The sequence below is a fragment of the Kitasatospora sp. NPDC059827 genome (genome assembly GCF_042731675.1).
Taxonomy (GTDB): Bacteria; Actinomycetota; Actinomycetes; order Streptomycetales; family Streptomycetaceae; genus Kitasatospora.
Genome location: NZ_JBHWIV010000062.1, coordinates 33,770 through 48,166, shown reverse-complemented (window position 1 = coordinate 48,166; position 14,397 = coordinate 33,770). Strand labels below are relative to the sequence as shown.

The 14,397-nt window shown below is 71.9% G+C and carries 19 protein-coding genes; 6 read left to right on the top strand and 13 right to left on the bottom strand.

Features of this window, described 5'->3' with window-relative positions; translation table 11 throughout:
• Window positions 1-185: 185 nt before the first annotated feature.
• The 7 genes from ACFV8H_RS30275 to ACFV8H_RS30245 form a co-directional block, all read right to left on the bottom strand.
• Window positions 186-680, bottom strand: coding sequence for a hypothetical protein (locus ACFV8H_RS30275; protein ID WP_380406343.1), 495 nt, complete (start codon window positions 678-680; stop codon window positions 186-188).
• Between the two features lie 85 nt (window positions 681-765).
• A complete protein-coding gene (locus tag ACFV8H_RS30270) occupies window positions 766-1,944 on the bottom strand; it encodes a methyltransferase domain-containing protein (RefSeq protein WP_380406341.1) in 1,179 nt (392 codons plus the stop codon).
• Window positions 1,944-2,075, bottom strand: a complete 132-nt coding sequence (locus ACFV8H_RS30265; RefSeq protein WP_380406338.1) for a hypothetical protein — start codon at window positions 2,073-2,075, stop codon at window positions 1,944-1,946. The genes ACFV8H_RS30270 and ACFV8H_RS30265 overlap by 1 nt, the downstream gene beginning before the upstream one ends.
• A 107-nt stretch (window positions 2,076-2,182) precedes the next feature.
• Entirely contained in the window at window positions 2,183-3,034 is an 852-nt protein-coding gene (locus ACFV8H_RS30260) for a helix-turn-helix domain-containing protein (protein WP_380406335.1), read from the bottom strand.
• Between the two features lie 27 nt (window positions 3,035-3,061).
• On the bottom strand, window positions 3,062-3,604 hold the full coding sequence (locus ACFV8H_RS30255; RefSeq protein WP_380406332.1) for a DUF6879 family protein: 543 nt from the start codon (window positions 3,602-3,604) through the stop codon (window positions 3,062-3,064).
• Window positions 3,567-3,836, bottom strand: a complete 270-nt coding sequence (locus tag ACFV8H_RS30250; protein ID WP_380406330.1) for a hypothetical protein — start codon at window positions 3,834-3,836, stop codon at window positions 3,567-3,569. The genes ACFV8H_RS30255 and ACFV8H_RS30250 overlap by 38 nt, the downstream gene beginning before the upstream one ends.
• Before the next feature lie 172 nt (window positions 3,837-4,008).
• Complete coding sequence (locus tag ACFV8H_RS30245; RefSeq protein ID WP_380406327.1) at window positions 4,009-4,335, bottom strand: hypothetical protein; 327 nt, start codon at window positions 4,333-4,335, stop codon at window positions 4,009-4,011.
• 150 nt (window positions 4,336-4,485) lie between these two features.
• Here ACFV8H_RS30245 and ACFV8H_RS30240 point away from each other — a divergent pair, with 150 nt between their 5' ends.
• The 4 genes from ACFV8H_RS30240 (at window position 4,486) to ACFV8H_RS30225 (ending at window position 6,877) form a co-directional block, all read left to right on the top strand.
• A complete protein-coding gene (locus ACFV8H_RS30240; RefSeq protein WP_380406325.1) occupies window positions 4,486-5,337 on the top strand; it encodes a helix-turn-helix domain-containing protein in 852 nt (283 codons plus the stop codon).
• Window positions 5,338-5,348: 11 nt separating this feature from the next.
• Window positions 5,349-5,546 (top strand): DUF397 domain-containing protein, encoded by a 198-nt coding sequence (locus ACFV8H_RS30235; protein ID WP_380406323.1) that lies wholly within the window; start codon window positions 5,349-5,351, stop codon window positions 5,544-5,546.
• Window positions 5,547-5,643: 97 nt separating this feature from the next.
• The gene (locus ACFV8H_RS30230) at window positions 5,644-6,285 is read left to right on the top strand and encodes a ClpP family protease (RefSeq protein WP_380406320.1); all 642 of its coding nucleotides are present in this window, start codon (window positions 5,644-5,646) and stop codon (window positions 6,283-6,285) included.
• Window position 6,286: 1 nt separating this feature from the next.
• Window positions 6,287-6,877, top strand: a complete 591-nt coding sequence (locus ACFV8H_RS30225; protein ID WP_380406317.1) for a ClpP family protease — start codon at window positions 6,287-6,289, stop codon at window positions 6,875-6,877.
• Between the two features lie 48 nt (window positions 6,878-6,925).
• On the opposite strand, the gene ACFV8H_RS30220 is transcribed toward ACFV8H_RS30225, so the two are convergent.
• Both ACFV8H_RS30220 and ACFV8H_RS30215 read right to left on the bottom strand, forming a co-directional pair.
• The gene (locus ACFV8H_RS30220; protein ID WP_380406314.1) at window positions 6,926-7,303 is read right to left on the bottom strand and encodes a helix-turn-helix domain-containing protein; all 378 of its coding nucleotides are present in this window, start codon (window positions 7,301-7,303) and stop codon (window positions 6,926-6,928) included.
• A 66-nt stretch (window positions 7,304-7,369) separates the two neighbouring features.
• A complete protein-coding gene (locus ACFV8H_RS30215; RefSeq protein WP_380406311.1) occupies window positions 7,370-7,951 on the bottom strand; it encodes a TetR/AcrR family transcriptional regulator in 582 nt (193 codons plus the stop codon).
• Between the two features lie 57 nt (window positions 7,952-8,008).
• Here ACFV8H_RS30215 and ACFV8H_RS30210 point away from each other — a divergent pair, with 57 nt between their 5' ends.
• A complete protein-coding gene (locus ACFV8H_RS30210; RefSeq protein WP_380406308.1) occupies window positions 8,009-8,911 on the top strand; it encodes an alpha/beta fold hydrolase in 903 nt (300 codons plus the stop codon).
• A gap of 34 nt (window positions 8,912-8,945) precedes the next feature.
• Here ACFV8H_RS30210 and ACFV8H_RS30205 read toward each other — a convergent pair whose 3' ends face one another.
• Entirely contained in the window at window positions 8,946-9,287 is a 342-nt protein-coding gene (locus ACFV8H_RS30205; protein ID WP_380406305.1) for a hypothetical protein, read from the bottom strand.
• Between the two features lie 406 nt (window positions 9,288-9,693).
• Between ACFV8H_RS30205 and ACFV8H_RS30200 the strand changes: the two genes are divergently transcribed.
• A complete protein-coding gene (locus tag ACFV8H_RS30200) occupies window positions 9,694-11,781 on the top strand; it encodes a phosphocholine-specific phospholipase C (RefSeq protein WP_380406302.1) in 2,088 nt (695 codons plus the stop codon).
• Window positions 11,782-11,801: 20 nt separating this feature from the next.
• On the opposite strand, the gene ACFV8H_RS30195 is transcribed toward ACFV8H_RS30200, so the two are convergent.
• The 3 genes from ACFV8H_RS30195 to ACFV8H_RS30185 all read right to left on the bottom strand — a co-directional run bounded on the left by ACFV8H_RS30195 (window position 11,802) and on the right by ACFV8H_RS30185 (window position 14,294).
• Window positions 11,802-12,257: an SLATT domain-containing protein gene (locus tag ACFV8H_RS30195; protein WP_380406299.1), complete on the bottom strand. Its 456-nt coding sequence runs from the start codon at window positions 12,255-12,257 to the stop codon at window positions 11,802-11,804.
• Window positions 12,258-12,429: 172 nt separating this feature from the next.
• Window positions 12,430-13,134, bottom strand: coding sequence for a sirohydrochlorin chelatase (locus ACFV8H_RS30190; RefSeq protein ID WP_380406296.1), 705 nt, complete (start codon window positions 13,132-13,134; stop codon window positions 12,430-12,432).
• Window positions 13,134-14,294: a uroporphyrinogen-III synthase gene (locus tag ACFV8H_RS30185; RefSeq protein WP_380406294.1), complete on the bottom strand. Its 1,161-nt coding sequence runs from the start codon at window positions 14,292-14,294 to the stop codon at window positions 13,134-13,136. The genes ACFV8H_RS30190 and ACFV8H_RS30185 overlap by 1 nt, the downstream gene beginning before the upstream one ends.
• Window positions 14,295-14,397: the final 103 nt, after the last annotated feature.

Sequence of the window (14,397 nt, the reverse complement as noted above, 5' to 3'; positions counted from 1 at the left end):
GCTGCTACTAGCGTTACTCGCTGCCCCGCACCCGCCGCGCGGGGTGGTCCTACCCGTCCTAGTCGGCGGTCGCGTCCTCCCGGCGCGCCGCCGGGTACCCCCCGGGCCCCCGGCACGGTTGCCACCGGTGTTCCACGAACGACCGTCAACTGCCTTAGTCTGCAAGTGAAGAGCCGGGTAGCCCCTCATGACCCGGCGGCCCGGACGTACACGTCGGCCGCACCGGGACGCCCGCCCGGCTGCTCCACCACGAACACCTGCCGCCCGGGCCGCCCTTCCGGCAGCAGCACCCCCTCGGCCGGCTCCTCGCCGGGCAGCGCCGCCTTGAGGTCCTCCGGCAGCCGGGCGCGGGTGCCGGGCAGCGGCAGGTCGTACGTGCGGAGGAAGTCGTCGATGTTGACGTCCTCCCCGCCACCGAGCCTGTAGTGCAGATAGGCGACTTGCGAGCCATCGGCGATACGGGACAGCGCGGTGTCCGTCGGGATGTAGTAGCGACCCTTGTGGGGGTGCTGCTCATGGTCAAGGCCTGCCACTCGCTCCGCGCGGTCGCCGTCGGTCTCCGCCGGATGCCCGAGCCGGAGGACCGTAGCCACCGCCCACCAGGCGCACCCCACGGTGATCAGCACGCACAGTGTGAGGAAGCCCCGCAGGAGCCAACGTCCGGGGCTGCCAGACGTCATGTCAGCGTCCTCTCTCGCCCGGGCAATGGTTCTGGTTCTCACACTAACGAGCGAGCTGGGGCAGGCGCAGGCGATCAGGGGTAACTCATTGATGCAGCGGCCAGGAGTTCGCCGGATCGTCCAGCCACGCCCGGTGGCCCTCGGGGGTGACGGTGAGACCGAACCGTTCCGGTCCGGGGCAGTCGTTCCGCTGCCACCAGGAGTGCGCCCGTTCGATCTCGTCCCACAGGCGGCGCGGCCCGTGCTGCCGTACGGTGAACTGGTCGTGGTCGCCGCCGTCGTGGTCCACCGCGGCCCACGAGGTGCTGTCCGTGGTGGCGACCCACAGGCGGTCCGCGACCCCGTCCGCCGGTTTGTCCTGCCAGGCGTGCCAGATGTCGCCGATCCGGTGCCCGATGGCGAACGCCGCATCGCCCCGGACCACTTGGCGGCGTGGCAGTGTGGTGGTCGACAGCTGCGGGGTCCGGCCGTCCTGCACCACGTCGCCGTGGATCTCCAGGTCCTGGCGCTGGGTGCGCATCAGCATGAACGAGCTGACCGGCAGGTACCTGCCGACCGCCGTCCCGTTCTCGCCGACGGTGAGACGCAGCAGGCCCCAGCAGATCCACGGGTTGTCCCACGGGGTGAGGATGACGCCGCCGGGCCGGGTCTGGTCGATCCACGGAGCGGGGACACGGCGCACGGAGCAGGTGGACACCACGCGGTCGTAGGGGGCGTGCCGGCCCCAGCCGAGCGCGCCGTCCCCGCACACCACCTCGGGGCTGAACCCGGCCTCCTTGAGGGCCACGCGGGCACTCAGGGCCAGCGCCGGATCCACCTCGACCGTGGTCACGTTGGCATCGCCCAGGCGGTGGGACATGAGGGCGGAGGTCCACCCCGTCCCGGTGCCGACCTCCAGCACCCGCATTCCCGGTTGCAGGTCGAGCAGTTCGAGCATCCGGAAGACGACCGAGGGAGCGGAGGAAGAACTGGATGGCCACCTCTGTGACGGGTCACCGGGGGCGGTGCCGTCGTTGAGCTGGGTCACCACCGGCTCGTCGGCCAGGGCGCCGGCCGTCCATCCGGCGGGGTCCTCGCGGCGGTCGACGCTGCGGTAGGTCCCGTCGCGGTCGAGCCAGACGCGGTCGGGGAGGAAGGAGTGGCGCGGGGCTGCCTCGGCAGCCCTGGCCCACTCGGGAGCCACGTCGTGGCCGAGGGCATCGCCGACGGTTCGGAGCAGGCCACGCACGGCGGCCTGCTCCGGGAGGTGCTGGTCGTCCGTCATCAGCGGTGCTTGCCGCCCTTGTCGGGGCCCTGGCCGTCGGGGCTGGGCTTGGGGCCGATCACGGGACCGCCGGGCTTGGAGTGCTGGCCTCCGCTGCCGTCGTTCGGGCCGCCCTTGTTCTGGTCTCCCATGGTGTTCTCCTGTTCGGTCGTGGTGGTTGGAGACTGGGGCGTCTCGGGGACCACGGTGCCGAGCAGCCGCCCGGCGAATCAAAGGAGTTGCTGGAAGTTGCAGGGATTCACCCGGTCGAGTCGATCGCCGAATCGATCAACTCCCGCGCCGCATCGCCGTGGACGGCCATGGTGGCCAGCTCCCGAAAGGCCTTGAGGTAGTCGGCGACCTCGCGTGGCTGCGTGATGTTGATCTCTGCCGTCAGCGTCTCCACCAGGGCTCGGCGGTCGTCGTAGAGGTAGAACGCCTCCAGGGGCCAACTGCCGTTCCGCTGAGCGGTGGAGGGGATCACGCCCAGGGAGAGGGAGGGCAGCGGCATCACGGCCAGCAGGTGGCGCAGTTGGCCGAGCATGGCGTCCGGTGGTGCGATGCGCGAGCGCAGGACCCACTCCTCGACCAGAACCACGAACCTGTGGCGCCCCTCGTACAGGAACCTGCTGCGGGCGATCCGGGCGGCCACGGCCTCGGTGACGTCGTTCGGTGTGCCCTGGAAGCGTGTGATGGAGGTCAGCAGCGTGGTGGCGTAGGCGGGGGTCTGGAGGAAGCCGGGGATCACGTTGGAGCAGTAGGCGCGTACCAGGCTGGTCCGCTCGTGGCGGGTGTAGAAGTCCTCCTGGGTCCTGCGCATGCCGTTCCGGTGCAGGCGGCGCCACTCCAGGTACATCGAGTCCACCGCGCGGGCGGTGGCGATCAGGTCGTCCACCTGGTCCTCGGCCCCGCACGCCATGCACCACGCCCGGATGTCGGCGTCGGTGGGTTGGGTCTCGCCCTTCTGGATGCGGGTGGTCTTCGCGGGGTGCCAGCCGCAACGGGCCGACAACTCACGCCCGTTGAGTCCGGCGTCCTTGCGCAGATGCGTCAGGCGCGTGGCGAGCGCTTGGCGGGCGCCCTGGGCGCTGGAGGACGGGGAAGCGGGCATGAGCTGTCAGTCCGGTGTGTGGAAGGGTCAGACGGCGAACTGCTCGTGGGGGGTGGCGCGTTGCCACACCTGCTCGAACGCGTCGGCGCACAGCTTGACGGCCGCAGGGTCGTCGCTCCACACCTTGGGTTCCTCGGGGTGCCAGTCTCCGGCACCCGTCCAGTTGTGGAACTGGACCAGGCGCTCGTCGAACAGCCAGAAGTCGGTGCCGGGCAAGGCGAGGTCGAAGGCGAGGCGGCGAGGAAGCCACCGCACCAGCTCGCCGGCGCCGATGTTCAAGGGCGTGGAAGCGTGCTCCCAGCGGATGTAGTCCGTCACGGGCTCCGAGACGATCCGGGCCCGGCGCATCACCACGCCCCGGCCGACGGCTTCACGTACGGTGCCGAGCCATCCGGGCCACCACCGAGCTGTCGGGTCGAGGCTCACGTGGCCGGTGCGCCGGAACTCCTCGAACTCCTGCGCTTCGTCGCCCACCGCGTACGAGTCGCGCATCTCCAGGTGGACCGCCGAGTGCCGGGTGTCGGCCAGCAGTTCAGCGAAGCTCTTCCGCGCGGCGTTCTGCACGGTCACATGCCTCCCTCAAGATCGGCACCATGCGGGCGGGGATGCGGAGCACCTTCTCGTGGGCCGGGATACCGACCGCGTGCCCGGCGACCCACTGCGTGTTGCCTACCAGTACCTTCAACAGTTCGTCGGCCTCTTCGGCCTGGACGACCAGGTCGGCCGTCTCCTCGTCCACCCACACCGTGGGCGAGCCCTCGCCGCCGGTGTTCGGGTCCATCCCGATGAACCGTAGATCCACGATGCTCTCCAGTGCCAGGTCACTTGCGTGGAATCGCGTGCTCGTGCAGGTTCAGCCTGTCGGGTGCTCGCCATCAGTCAACAGGGCCGTTCCAGCCAACACACCGGGTAGTGACCGCATTGTTTTGACCTACTGCACAGGAAGTTGACTGGGTCGACTTCCTGTGCAGGGGTCAGGCGGCTTTGGGCTGGTCCAGGGCGGCGGTGTTCGGGTGGGCGAGCCAGACGAGGCGGGCGGTGATGCCCGGGTGCCCGGCGAAGTGGCGGAGGGCTCGTTCGGGGGAGGCGAGGGTCAGGCGGGCCCGGCCGTCGAGGCTGATCACGTGGGTCGGCCCGTCGGGGTCGGCGAGGCCCCAGGCCGCCACCCAACCGTCGGCGTCCGCGCCGCTGTCGCCGCACACCTGGACGACGGCGAAGAGCCGGGGCGCGGTGTCGAGCACGAGTTCGCACAGCTCCTGGTTGAAGGAGGGGGTGGGGTTTGGCACGGGCTTAGCGGTCATGGAAGTCTCCAGCCTCAAGGCATGGTTGAACCACGGGCAGCACGGTGGGTAACTGGCCCGCTTCATACCGTAGCGCTAACATGGCATAGTTTCCATATGGGCCGTTGAAGGCTTGCTATTTCACTCTTGGTAGTGAATGGGAGGATCGCAATGTCATCGAGCGGTGTCCCGACGCTGCGGCAGCAGCGCCTTGGGTTTGAACTGCGGAAACTCCGCGAGGGAGCTGGGCTCACCTCAACTGCGGCCGCAGTTCTGGTCGGTGTGAACCAGGGCCACATGAGCCGGATCGAAGCGGGTCGATACGCGGTGAGCGCGGAGCGTGTCCGCGCGTTCGCTCGCGCGTACACGTGTACGGACCAGAACCTGGTCGAGGCTCTCGCCGGCATGACCGGGAGGCGGACGCGGGAATGGTGGGAGGAATACCGCGACATGCTGCCGCCGAACATGCTCGATCTTGCCGAGACGGAACACCATGCCACGGCGATGCGTATCGCCTCGGTGATTCACATTCCCGGTCTCCTCCAGACGCTTGACCACGCTCGTGCGATCTTCAGGGATGCCTTCCCTCCTCTGTCGCCGCCCGAGGTGGAGCATCGGGTCTCCTATCGCATCAAGCGGCAAACGGTGCTCTATGGTGAGCGGGCGATCCCGCTCACCGTGATCGTCCATGAGGCGGCCCTGCGGATGGAGTTCGGTGGGCCGGTCGTAGCCCGCGCGCAGCACCGGCACCTCATCGAGGCGAGTACTCGCGAGAACATCACGGTGCGTGTGATCCCCTTCGGTTCCGGCACGTTCCCCGGCTCCGGGCAGTCCATCGTCTACTGCTCCGCAGTCGTGCCCCAACTCGACACCGTGCAGCTCGATACGTATCACGGCTCCGAGTTCCTCGATGCCCATGCGCAACTGGTGAAGTACCAGAAGGTCCTGGACATCATGGAAGACCGCGCCCTCAGTCCCGAGGAGTCACGTGATCTCATTGCCCGTATTGAGAAGGACACCTGAGGGGAGATGTCGTGGCAGTTCTCAACTGGCAGAAGTCCAGCTACAGCTCCGAGTCGGCGAACTGTATCTATCTTGCTGTGGCTGTCGGCGGCACCATCAAGCTCCGTGAGAGTGATGAGCCTGAGGTCGTCATCACGAGCAGGGCCGACGGGTTGCGTGCGCTGCTGCGTGGGGTCAAGGCCGGGGAGTTCGACCACCTGGCCCCGTAGCGCTCTGCTCGTGGCGAATCTGCGGCGGGCAGAGGAATGGCATCCGGGGGGCAGCGCGGGGTGAGAGTGGGGTCAACGGCTCGACAAGGAGGAGCAGATGACTTCGCTCAGTACGCCGCCGCTGCCCCGGGCGGGGCAGGGGGAGACGGTGCCCGGTGCCTTCGACGACCACCTCGCCGCCCAACTGCTGGCCCAGCGCATCGTGTTGCTCGGCACCCAGGTGGACGACGTGTCGGCGAACCGGGTGTGTGCGCAGCTGATGCTGCTCTCGGCGGAGGATCCGCGGAGCGACATCGGGCTGTACATCAACAGCCCCGGTGGGTCGGTGTCGGCCGGGCTGGCCATCTACGACACCATGCGGCTGATCCCGAACGACGTCTCGACCCTGGCGATGGGGTTCGCGGCGAGCATGGGGCAGTTCCTGCTCACCACGGGGGCGCGCGGTAAGAGGTTCGTGCTGCCGAACGCGCGGATCATGATGCACCAGCCGTCGGCGGGCATCGGCGGTACCACAGCGGACATCGAGATCCAGGCCGAGAACCTGGAGTACACCAAGCGCACCATCGAGCGGATCACTGCCGAGCACACCGGGCAGAGCGAGGAGGCGATCGCCCGGGACAGCGACCGGGACCGCTGGTTCACGGCGGAGCAGGCCAAGGAGTACGGGATCGTGGACCGGGTGGTGGAGTCGGTCACCGACATCCGCCCGGCCTCCTCGCGGCGACGGATGGGGCTCTGACATGGGGTCGTACACGGTTCCGTACGTGATCGAGCGGACGGCGAAGGGCGAGCGGACGTACGACGTGTTCAGCCGGCTGCTGAACGAGCGGATCATCTTCCTCGGCACCGAGATCGACGACGGGGTCGCGAACGTGGTGATCGCCCAACTCCTGCACCTGGAGTCGGAGAACCCGGAGCGCGAGATCTCGATCTACCTCAACTCGCCCGGGGGATCGTTCACTTCGCTGATGGCGATCTACGACACGATGACCTTCGTGCAGGCGCCGATCTCGACGTTCTGCGTCGGACAGGCGGCGTCGACGGCGGCGGTGCTGCTGGCCGGCGGGGATCCGGGGCGGCGGTTCGTGCTCCAGCACGCGCGGGTGCTGCTCGGCCAGCCGGCCAGCGGCGGGCGGCAGGGGACGGTCTCGGACCTCAGCCTCGCGGCCAAGGAGATGGTGCGGATCCGCGCGCAGGTGGAGGAGGTCCTCGCCCGGCATACGGGGCACGATGCGGCGACGCTGCGCGCGGACATGGACCGGGACAAGGTGCTCAGCGCCGAGGAGGCCGTCGCGTACGGGCTCGCGGACCAGGTGTTGAGCCGGCGGTGAGCGTCGGCGGTGGCCGGTACGACGGGGGTGTGCCGGCCACCGCTGCGGTCAGGCCGCCATGCAGAGCCCGTCGTACTGCGCCCGGGGCCCGCTCGTCCGGTTCGGCCGGGTGTGCCGGACCAACTCGTCCTGGGCGAGCGAGAGCAGGTCGCCGAGGCGGAGTCCGAGGGCCTTGGCGGCGGCCGCGAGCACCTCGGACGAGGCCTCCTTGCGGCCGCGCTCCAGCTCCGACAGGTACGGGACCGAGATCCGGGCGGTCTCCGCGACGTCCTTCAACGTCCGCTCCTGGGCGAGCCGTTCGCGCCGCAGCACGTCGCCGACGAGGTCGCGCCAGAGCGGTTCCTTCGGCGCGGGAGGTGCGGGCGGCGTGGCCTGCGGGCGGCGCAGCGGGATGACGCGGGCTTCGTTCGGCGCATGAGTGCTCACCCCTCCAGCCTAGGGATCCGGGGCGCGGTGGGAAGGGCGCCGCGTTCTGCCCTGGGTGAAGCGGTGCTACGCAGGGAGGACCCGGCCGAGGTGGTAGCGGAGGACGGCCGTGGCGTCCTCCGCCGTCCGCTGGTCGAGCAGCACGCTGAGGCCCAGGCCCGCCGAGACCGCCAGCAGGACGACGGCCTCCTGGCGCGGGTCGGCGGCGCCGGCGGCGGCGAGCCGGTCGGCGAGGAAGGCCTCCATCTCGTCGGGTGCGGCGAGGAAGGGCTGTCCGCCGAGGGCCGGGTCGGTGACGGAGAGGACGGCGTACTCGGTGTAGATGAGGTGGAAGGCGCGGCTCTCCTCGTCGGTGGGGACGGCTTCGAGCAGCACCGCCTCGACGACGGCGCGCGGGTCGCTGCTCGCGCCGGTGGCGCGGACGCGGCGCTGGACGCGCTCGCCCATCCGGGTGGCGAGACGGGTCATGGCGGCGAGGAGCAGTTGCTCCTTGGTGTCGAAGTAGTACTGGACGAGCCGCACGGAGACGCCGGCCTCGATCGCCACGGAGCGCATGGTGACGGAGTGGAGGCCGCTGCTCGCCGCCGAGCGGAGCAGGGCGTCGATGATGTGGGCCCGTCGCTCCTCGTGGTCCACCAGCTTGGGCATCGGGTTCCTTCCGGATGTTTTTGTGGTACAACCATACCATCAAAACCGGGAGGGATCATGACCAGGACCAGCGTCGGGCACTTCACCAGTGAGGCGGCGAAGGCGAAGTTCCTTGAGGCGTACGACCGGGCGATGGAGCTGTGGCCCGGCCCGCGGCAGGAGTTCGACGTCGAGACCGGGTACGGGAGCGTGCACGTCCACCGCTACGGCGCGGGGACCGGCGAGCCGATCGTGCTGCTGCACGGCCACGCCGGGCACCCGTCCAACTGGTACCCGCAGATCGCGGCCCTGGGCGCCCACCACCCGGTCTACGCCGTCGACACCCTGGACGACCCCGGCCGCAGCGTGCAGCGCGCCGTCGCGGCCGGATCGGCGGAGAACGCCGAGTGGCTGGGGGAGGTGCTGACGGGGCTCGGACTGGACCGGGTGCACCTGGTCGGGGTCTCGTACGGCGGCTGGCTGGCCCTCAACCAGGCGATCCACGCGCCCGAGCGGCTCGCCTCCGTCGCCTCGCTGGACCCGGGCGGCATCGAGAAGGTCCCCGCGCGGTTCTACGCCCACATGATCGGCGGGCTGTTCGGCATGCTCGCGCCGCGACCGCTGCGCCCCGCACTCGGGCGGCTGCTGGCGAACCCGGCGCTCAGTGCGCCGCGCGAGATGATCGCCCCGCTGATGCTCGCGATGCGCAGCTACAAGCCGGGCGGCCGGCCGCCGGCCCGGCCCTTTACGGACGGGGAGTTGGGGTCGATCGGGCTGCCCGTCCTGGTGCTGGTGGGCCGGCGCAGCGCGCTGCTGCGGCCGCGGCAGGTGGTGGAGCGGGTGACGGCACTGATCCCGGCGGTGCGGGCGGAGATCCTCGAACGGGCGGGCCACGGGCTGAACCTGGAGCAGCCCGAGGCGGTCAACGAGCGGCTGCTGGCCTTCGTCGCCTCGGTCGTACGGGGGAAGGAAGCGGCGTAGCGGAGGGGGACCGGCCGGGTCGGCCCCCGGCCGATCAGCCCGCCGGGGTCGGCGGAGTCGGCGGGGCTGGCGGGGTCGGCGGAGGCGGCGGGGTCGGCGTGCAGTGCCGCAGCACCATGCCCCTGCGCCACTGCACGCCGCCGGGCAGGTCGAACTGTCCCCGGCGGCTCGCCACCGTGATCTGCTCAACGGCGACCCTCGCGGTGGCCGTGCAGTAGCCCGCCCGGACCGCCACCAGCATGCCCCCGCGCACGACGGCCACGAGCCCGTCGATCTCGAAGACCACCTCGATGTCCACCACGAGGGTGCCGACCGACACCCCGTCGACCAGCACCTTCACCGAGGGGTGGTGGACCGACCTGACCCGGTGGTCCACCAGGGCGAGGACGGTGAGTGCGGGGACGGTGAGGGCGAGGACGACGAGGTCGTGTCCGTCGGCGAGGGGCTCGCGCCCGTGGTCAGGACGGCGAGGCCGGCGAGGACCGCGACGAGCGCGGTGCGGCCACCCGGTAACGCCTTCACCAGCGACTCCGTCCACTGCCCGGCCCCGCCGCCCATCCTCACCGGCGGCCGGTTCGTGTGCATCCGGTGGCCGCGGGCTCCCGACGGGTTCCCGACGGGCCGAGGCGCGCGGCGGCAGGGCGGATCCCGTGACGGTGTGAGACCTTCCGTCAACTGTCGGCCAGGTGTAACTTCTCCGCCACCCGGCTACCGGTCGGTAGTCATCCGGCTGCCCGACAGTCGCCGACGTCGGAGTTGTCCAGACTTCTCGGAGGCCACCCGTGTCACCCGTCACCCGCCGTACCTTCCTCGGCTCGGCCGCCGCCCTCGGCGCCGCCATCGGGCTGGACACGGCCCTGCCCGGCGCGGTGCCGGGCGCGCAGGCCGCCACGGCCGGTACCACCGGCAGCACGGGGACGATCCGGGACGTCAAGCACGTCGTGGTGCTCATGCAGGAGAACCGCAGCTTCGACCACTACTTCGGCACCTTGAAGGGCGTGCGCGGTTTCGGCGACCGCACCGCCCTGCAGATCGCGGGCGGCACCAGCGTGTTCAACCAGCCGAACGGCAGCGGGCGGCAGTACCCGTGGCAGCTCAGCAAGACGAACACCTGGTGGTGGGGCGTCAGCCCCGAGCAGCTCGCGCAGTGCGACGGCTCGCTCGACCACTCCTGGTCCACCCAGCACCAGGCCTGGAACAACGGGAGGATGGACTCCTGGATCGCCGCCAAGGGCTCGGACAGAACCATGGGCTTCATGGCCCGCGAGGACATACCGTTCCACTACGCGCTGGCCGACGCCTACACCGTCTGCGACGCGTACCACTGCTCCATCCTCTCGGCCACCGGCCCCAACCGCACCTACCTGTGGTCCGGCACGATCGACCCGGCCGCCACCGCGGGCGGACCGGCCTACGACGGCGGCTCCGAGTCGGGCCTGCGCTGGCAGACCTACGCCGAGGCCCTCCAGGACGCGGGCGTCAGCTGGAAGGTCTACCAGAACGCCAACGACAACTTCGGCGACAACGGCCTCGCCTACTTCAACCAGTTCACCGGCGCGCCGAGTTCGAGCCCGCTCGCCCAGCGCGGCATGGGCTCGGTGCCCGCCCGCACCGGCTCGACCCCGGACGACATCGCCGCCGCGATCAGGGCCGACGCGCTCGCCGGCACCCTGCCCCAGGTCTCCTGGGTGGTGGCCGACCAGCTGTTCTCCGAGCACCCGGACGGCCCGCCGGAGAACGGCGCGCATTTCGTCAACCTGGTGCTGCAGGCCCTGGCGGCCTCCCCGGAGGTCTTCGACTCCACCGCCCTGTTCCTCAACTACGACGAGAACGACGGCTTCTTCGACCACGTGCCCCCGCCCGCGGCCCCGGCCGGCACCGCCGGCGAGTTCTGCAAGGGCACCGGCATCGGCCTCGGCTTCCGCGTCCCGATGATCGTGGTCTCGCCGTGGACCCGCGGCGGCTGGGTCGACTCCCGGGTCTACGACCACACCAGCGTCATCCGCTTCCTGGAGACCTGGACCGCCGCGCTGGGCACCCCCGCCGTCTGCCCCAACATCAGCACCTGGCGCCGCCAGGTCTGCGGCGACCTCACCGGTGCCTTCGACTTCGCCAACCCCGTCCACGGGGTGCCCGCGCTGCCCGACACCAGCGCCACCATCAGCCAGGCCACCGCGAACCTCCAGATCAACCCGAGCCCCGGCACCAACTCCATGCCCGTCCAGGAGCCCGGCACCAAGCCCGCCCGCGCGCTGCCCTACCAGCCCAACGCCTGGGTGGACCGGATCGAGTCCACGGCCGACGGCCGGACCCTGCTCTGGATCGACCTGGCCAACCAGGGCCCGCAGGCCACCGCCTGGGCGCACTACTCGATCCACGCCAACGCCTACCGCACCGAAGGCCCCCGGCAGTACACCGTCGCCCCGTACGACGCCGGCAGCGGCACCGACGGCAGCGCCCGCGACTCCTTCGACATCGGCGCCGGCTCCGGCAACGGGCAGTACGACCTCACCGTGCTCGGCCCCAACCGCACCCTGCGCCGGTTCGCCGGAAACGCGACCACCGCGGGCCGCACCGCCGAGGCCACCACCTCCTACGCGCCGGCGCCGGACACCGGTCGGCCGGCGCTCTGGTTCGCCATGACCAACACCGGCACCAGCACGGTGACCTTCACCGTCACGGCCACCAACTACCGGACCGGCAGCTGGACCTACCAGGTCGCCCCGGGGGCCACGGTCAGGGACTACTTCAACGCCGTCACCATCGCGCAGGGCTGGTACGACTTCACCGTGACGGTCAGCAGCGACCCCGCCTGGAGCCGCCGCGCCACCGGCCACCTGGAGACCGGCGCCGCCAGCGTCACCGGCTGACCACCGGAGCGGGTGATCGACTAAGGGGTCGACGGCGGCGCGGGTTCGCGCCGCCGTTCCAGCCAGGTGCGGCTCAGGTCGTCCCAGACCGCCTGGTACCTGCCGAAGACGCCGTCGAGCTGGTGCCGGGTCGGGCCGTCGGCCGTCGTCGACGCCATCAGGTACTCCAGGTCGTCGGCGAGACGCCGGAAGCGGTACTGCGCCTCCTCCATCAGTACCCACCGGGAGCGCCAGTTGAAGAACGGCTCGGCGGCCGCCAACGCCGTCACCAGGGCCACCAGCGCGAACGCCAGGTCCGTCCACCGGTGCAGGCCCAGCAGGATGGTGGAGGCGGCGGACAGCGCCAGCGTCAGGAGCTTCACCGCGGAAGCGCGCCGACGGAACCGTTCCTTCCTCCGGCGGGCGTAGTCGTGCCCCCGGCGGATCTTGTCCAGCAGGAGTGCGGACGTCTCCGTCGGGGTGAGCCCCACACCCACGACCGGTCCACTGTTCGGATCCACCCTGCCCCCACCCGTGCCTCTCGCCCGCGCCCGCCCGCCCCCGCCTCCGCGGGCCTTCCGGTCGACGGTAGCGGAGGTTGGCTCCGGGCATCCGGCAGGGCGGTGCGCCGCCGCTCCGAATGCCCGGAGCCGGGGCCCGCGGGGCCGGTCAGGCGGCCGTGGGCAGGGCGGTGGCCGCCAGGGCCTGGTCGTAGCGGTGCAGGACGAGGCGGGCGACGGCCGGGTGGGCGCCCAACGGGGCGGTCGTCCAGGTGGCCGCCGTGGTGGCCGCGCGGCGGGCGAAGAAGCCGGGGGAGAGGAGGTAGCCGGCCAGCGCGACGTCGGGGTGTCCGGCGGCGCGGAGGGCGGCGACGGCCTGCTGCGGCGTGGGGGCGGCGGCGGACAGGTGCGCGGGGGTGACCGGGCGTCCGATCCGGGTGGCGAGCAGCCGGGCCATCCGCTCGGTGTCGGCGAGGGCGGCGGGGTCGGAGGAGCCGGCCCCGGCCAGCACCACGGGGGCCCCGGGCGGGGCGCCGGCCTCCGTGAGGCGGTCGGCGAGGGCTTCGGCGAGCAGCGGGTGGGGGCCGAGGGCCGGGGCGAGCCGGGCGCGGGGGAGACGGGCGGCGGCGAGCGCCTCCGGGAGGTCGACCCGGACGTGGTAGCCGGTGCCGAGCAGCAGCGGGACCAGCACCGTCTCCGTGCCGCGCAGCCGGGACAGCGCCTCGGCGAGCGAGGGGCGGGCGAGATCCAGGAAGCAGCAGTGGACGGTCAGTTCGGGCCGGAGCGAGCGGACCAGGCGCAGCAGGGCGCGGGTCGAGGCGGCCGCCGCCCGGTCGCGGCTGCCGTGCCCGACCGCGAGCAGCGCCGGTGGCATCAGCCCGCCGCCAGCCGGTAGCCGCGCTTGGGGACGGTGCGGATCAGGGCGGCGTGCGGCCCGAGCGCGGCCCGCAGCCGGCCCACCGCCGCCTCGACGGCGTGCTCGTCGGCGGCCGCGTCCGGCCAGGCGGCGCGCAGCAGGTCGGCGCGGCTGAGCACCCGGCCGGGGCGTTCGGCCAGCGCCCGGAGCACGGCGGCGCCGCGCGGGCTGAGCCAGTGGCTCTCGCCGTCGACCAGGGCGGCGTTGCCCTGGAGGGTCAGCACCCGCCCGGCGAGGTCGATCCGGCGGCTGGCGCGGCCGGGCAGCAGGTCGGCGAGCAGCCGGACCAGGGAGCCGAGCCGGCCGCGCTCGGGGTGGACGGCGGGCAGGCCGAGGTCGGTGAGCGGCCGGGCGCACAGGGTGCCGACGCAGACCGGCAGCACGTCGGCGCGCAGGGCGTCCAGCAGCGGCTCGTACAGGCCCTCGGCCTCGGCGGCGGCGAGCAGCGCGGTGATCGCGGAGGCGCTGGTGAAGGTGAGCGCGTGCACCTGGCGGCGCACGGTCTGGTCGAGCAGCCGGCGCACCGCGCCCGGGTCCTCGGGCGCCGCCCAGCGGTAGACGGGGACGGAGATCACCTCGGCGCCGCGCTCGCGCAGCGCCGCCGCGAAGGCGTCCAGTCGGACGCCGTGCTCCTGGACGGCGATCCGGCGCCCGGCGAGGGGGCGGGCCAGCAGCCAGGTGAGCAGTTCGCCGGTGGCCTCGGTGCCGGGGGAGTAGCCCTCGTCGAGCCCGCTGGCGCGGACCGCCCCGGTGGCCTTGGGGCCGCGGCTGAGCACCACCGCGTCCCGGCAGGCCTCGGCGAGGGCGGCGCCCCGGTCCCAGCCCTCGGCGGCGCTCATCCAGCCGCGCCAGCCGACGCCGGTGGTGGCGATCACGTAGTCGAGCGGGGCGGTGAGGCAGCGGTCGGTGGCCTCGCGCAGGGCGAGGTCGTCGGCGAGCGGCAGGATGCGCAGTACCGGGGCCTCGACCACCTGGGCGCCGCGCCGGGTGAGCAGGGCGGTGAGCTCCTCGCGGCGGCGTGCGGCGGTGACGCCGACGGTGAAGCCGGTGAGCGGGCCGGGCGGTGCCGGCGGCCCCGGTGGTGCTGCCGGTCCCGGCGGGGTGGGGTTCGGTGCCATGCCGGTCAGCCTGCGCGGCACGTGTTACGGGGGCATTGCCCGCCCGTCACCCACTGGTAAGCGAAAGTGCCGCTGCGATGACGGCAGATGTCCGGGTGTGCAC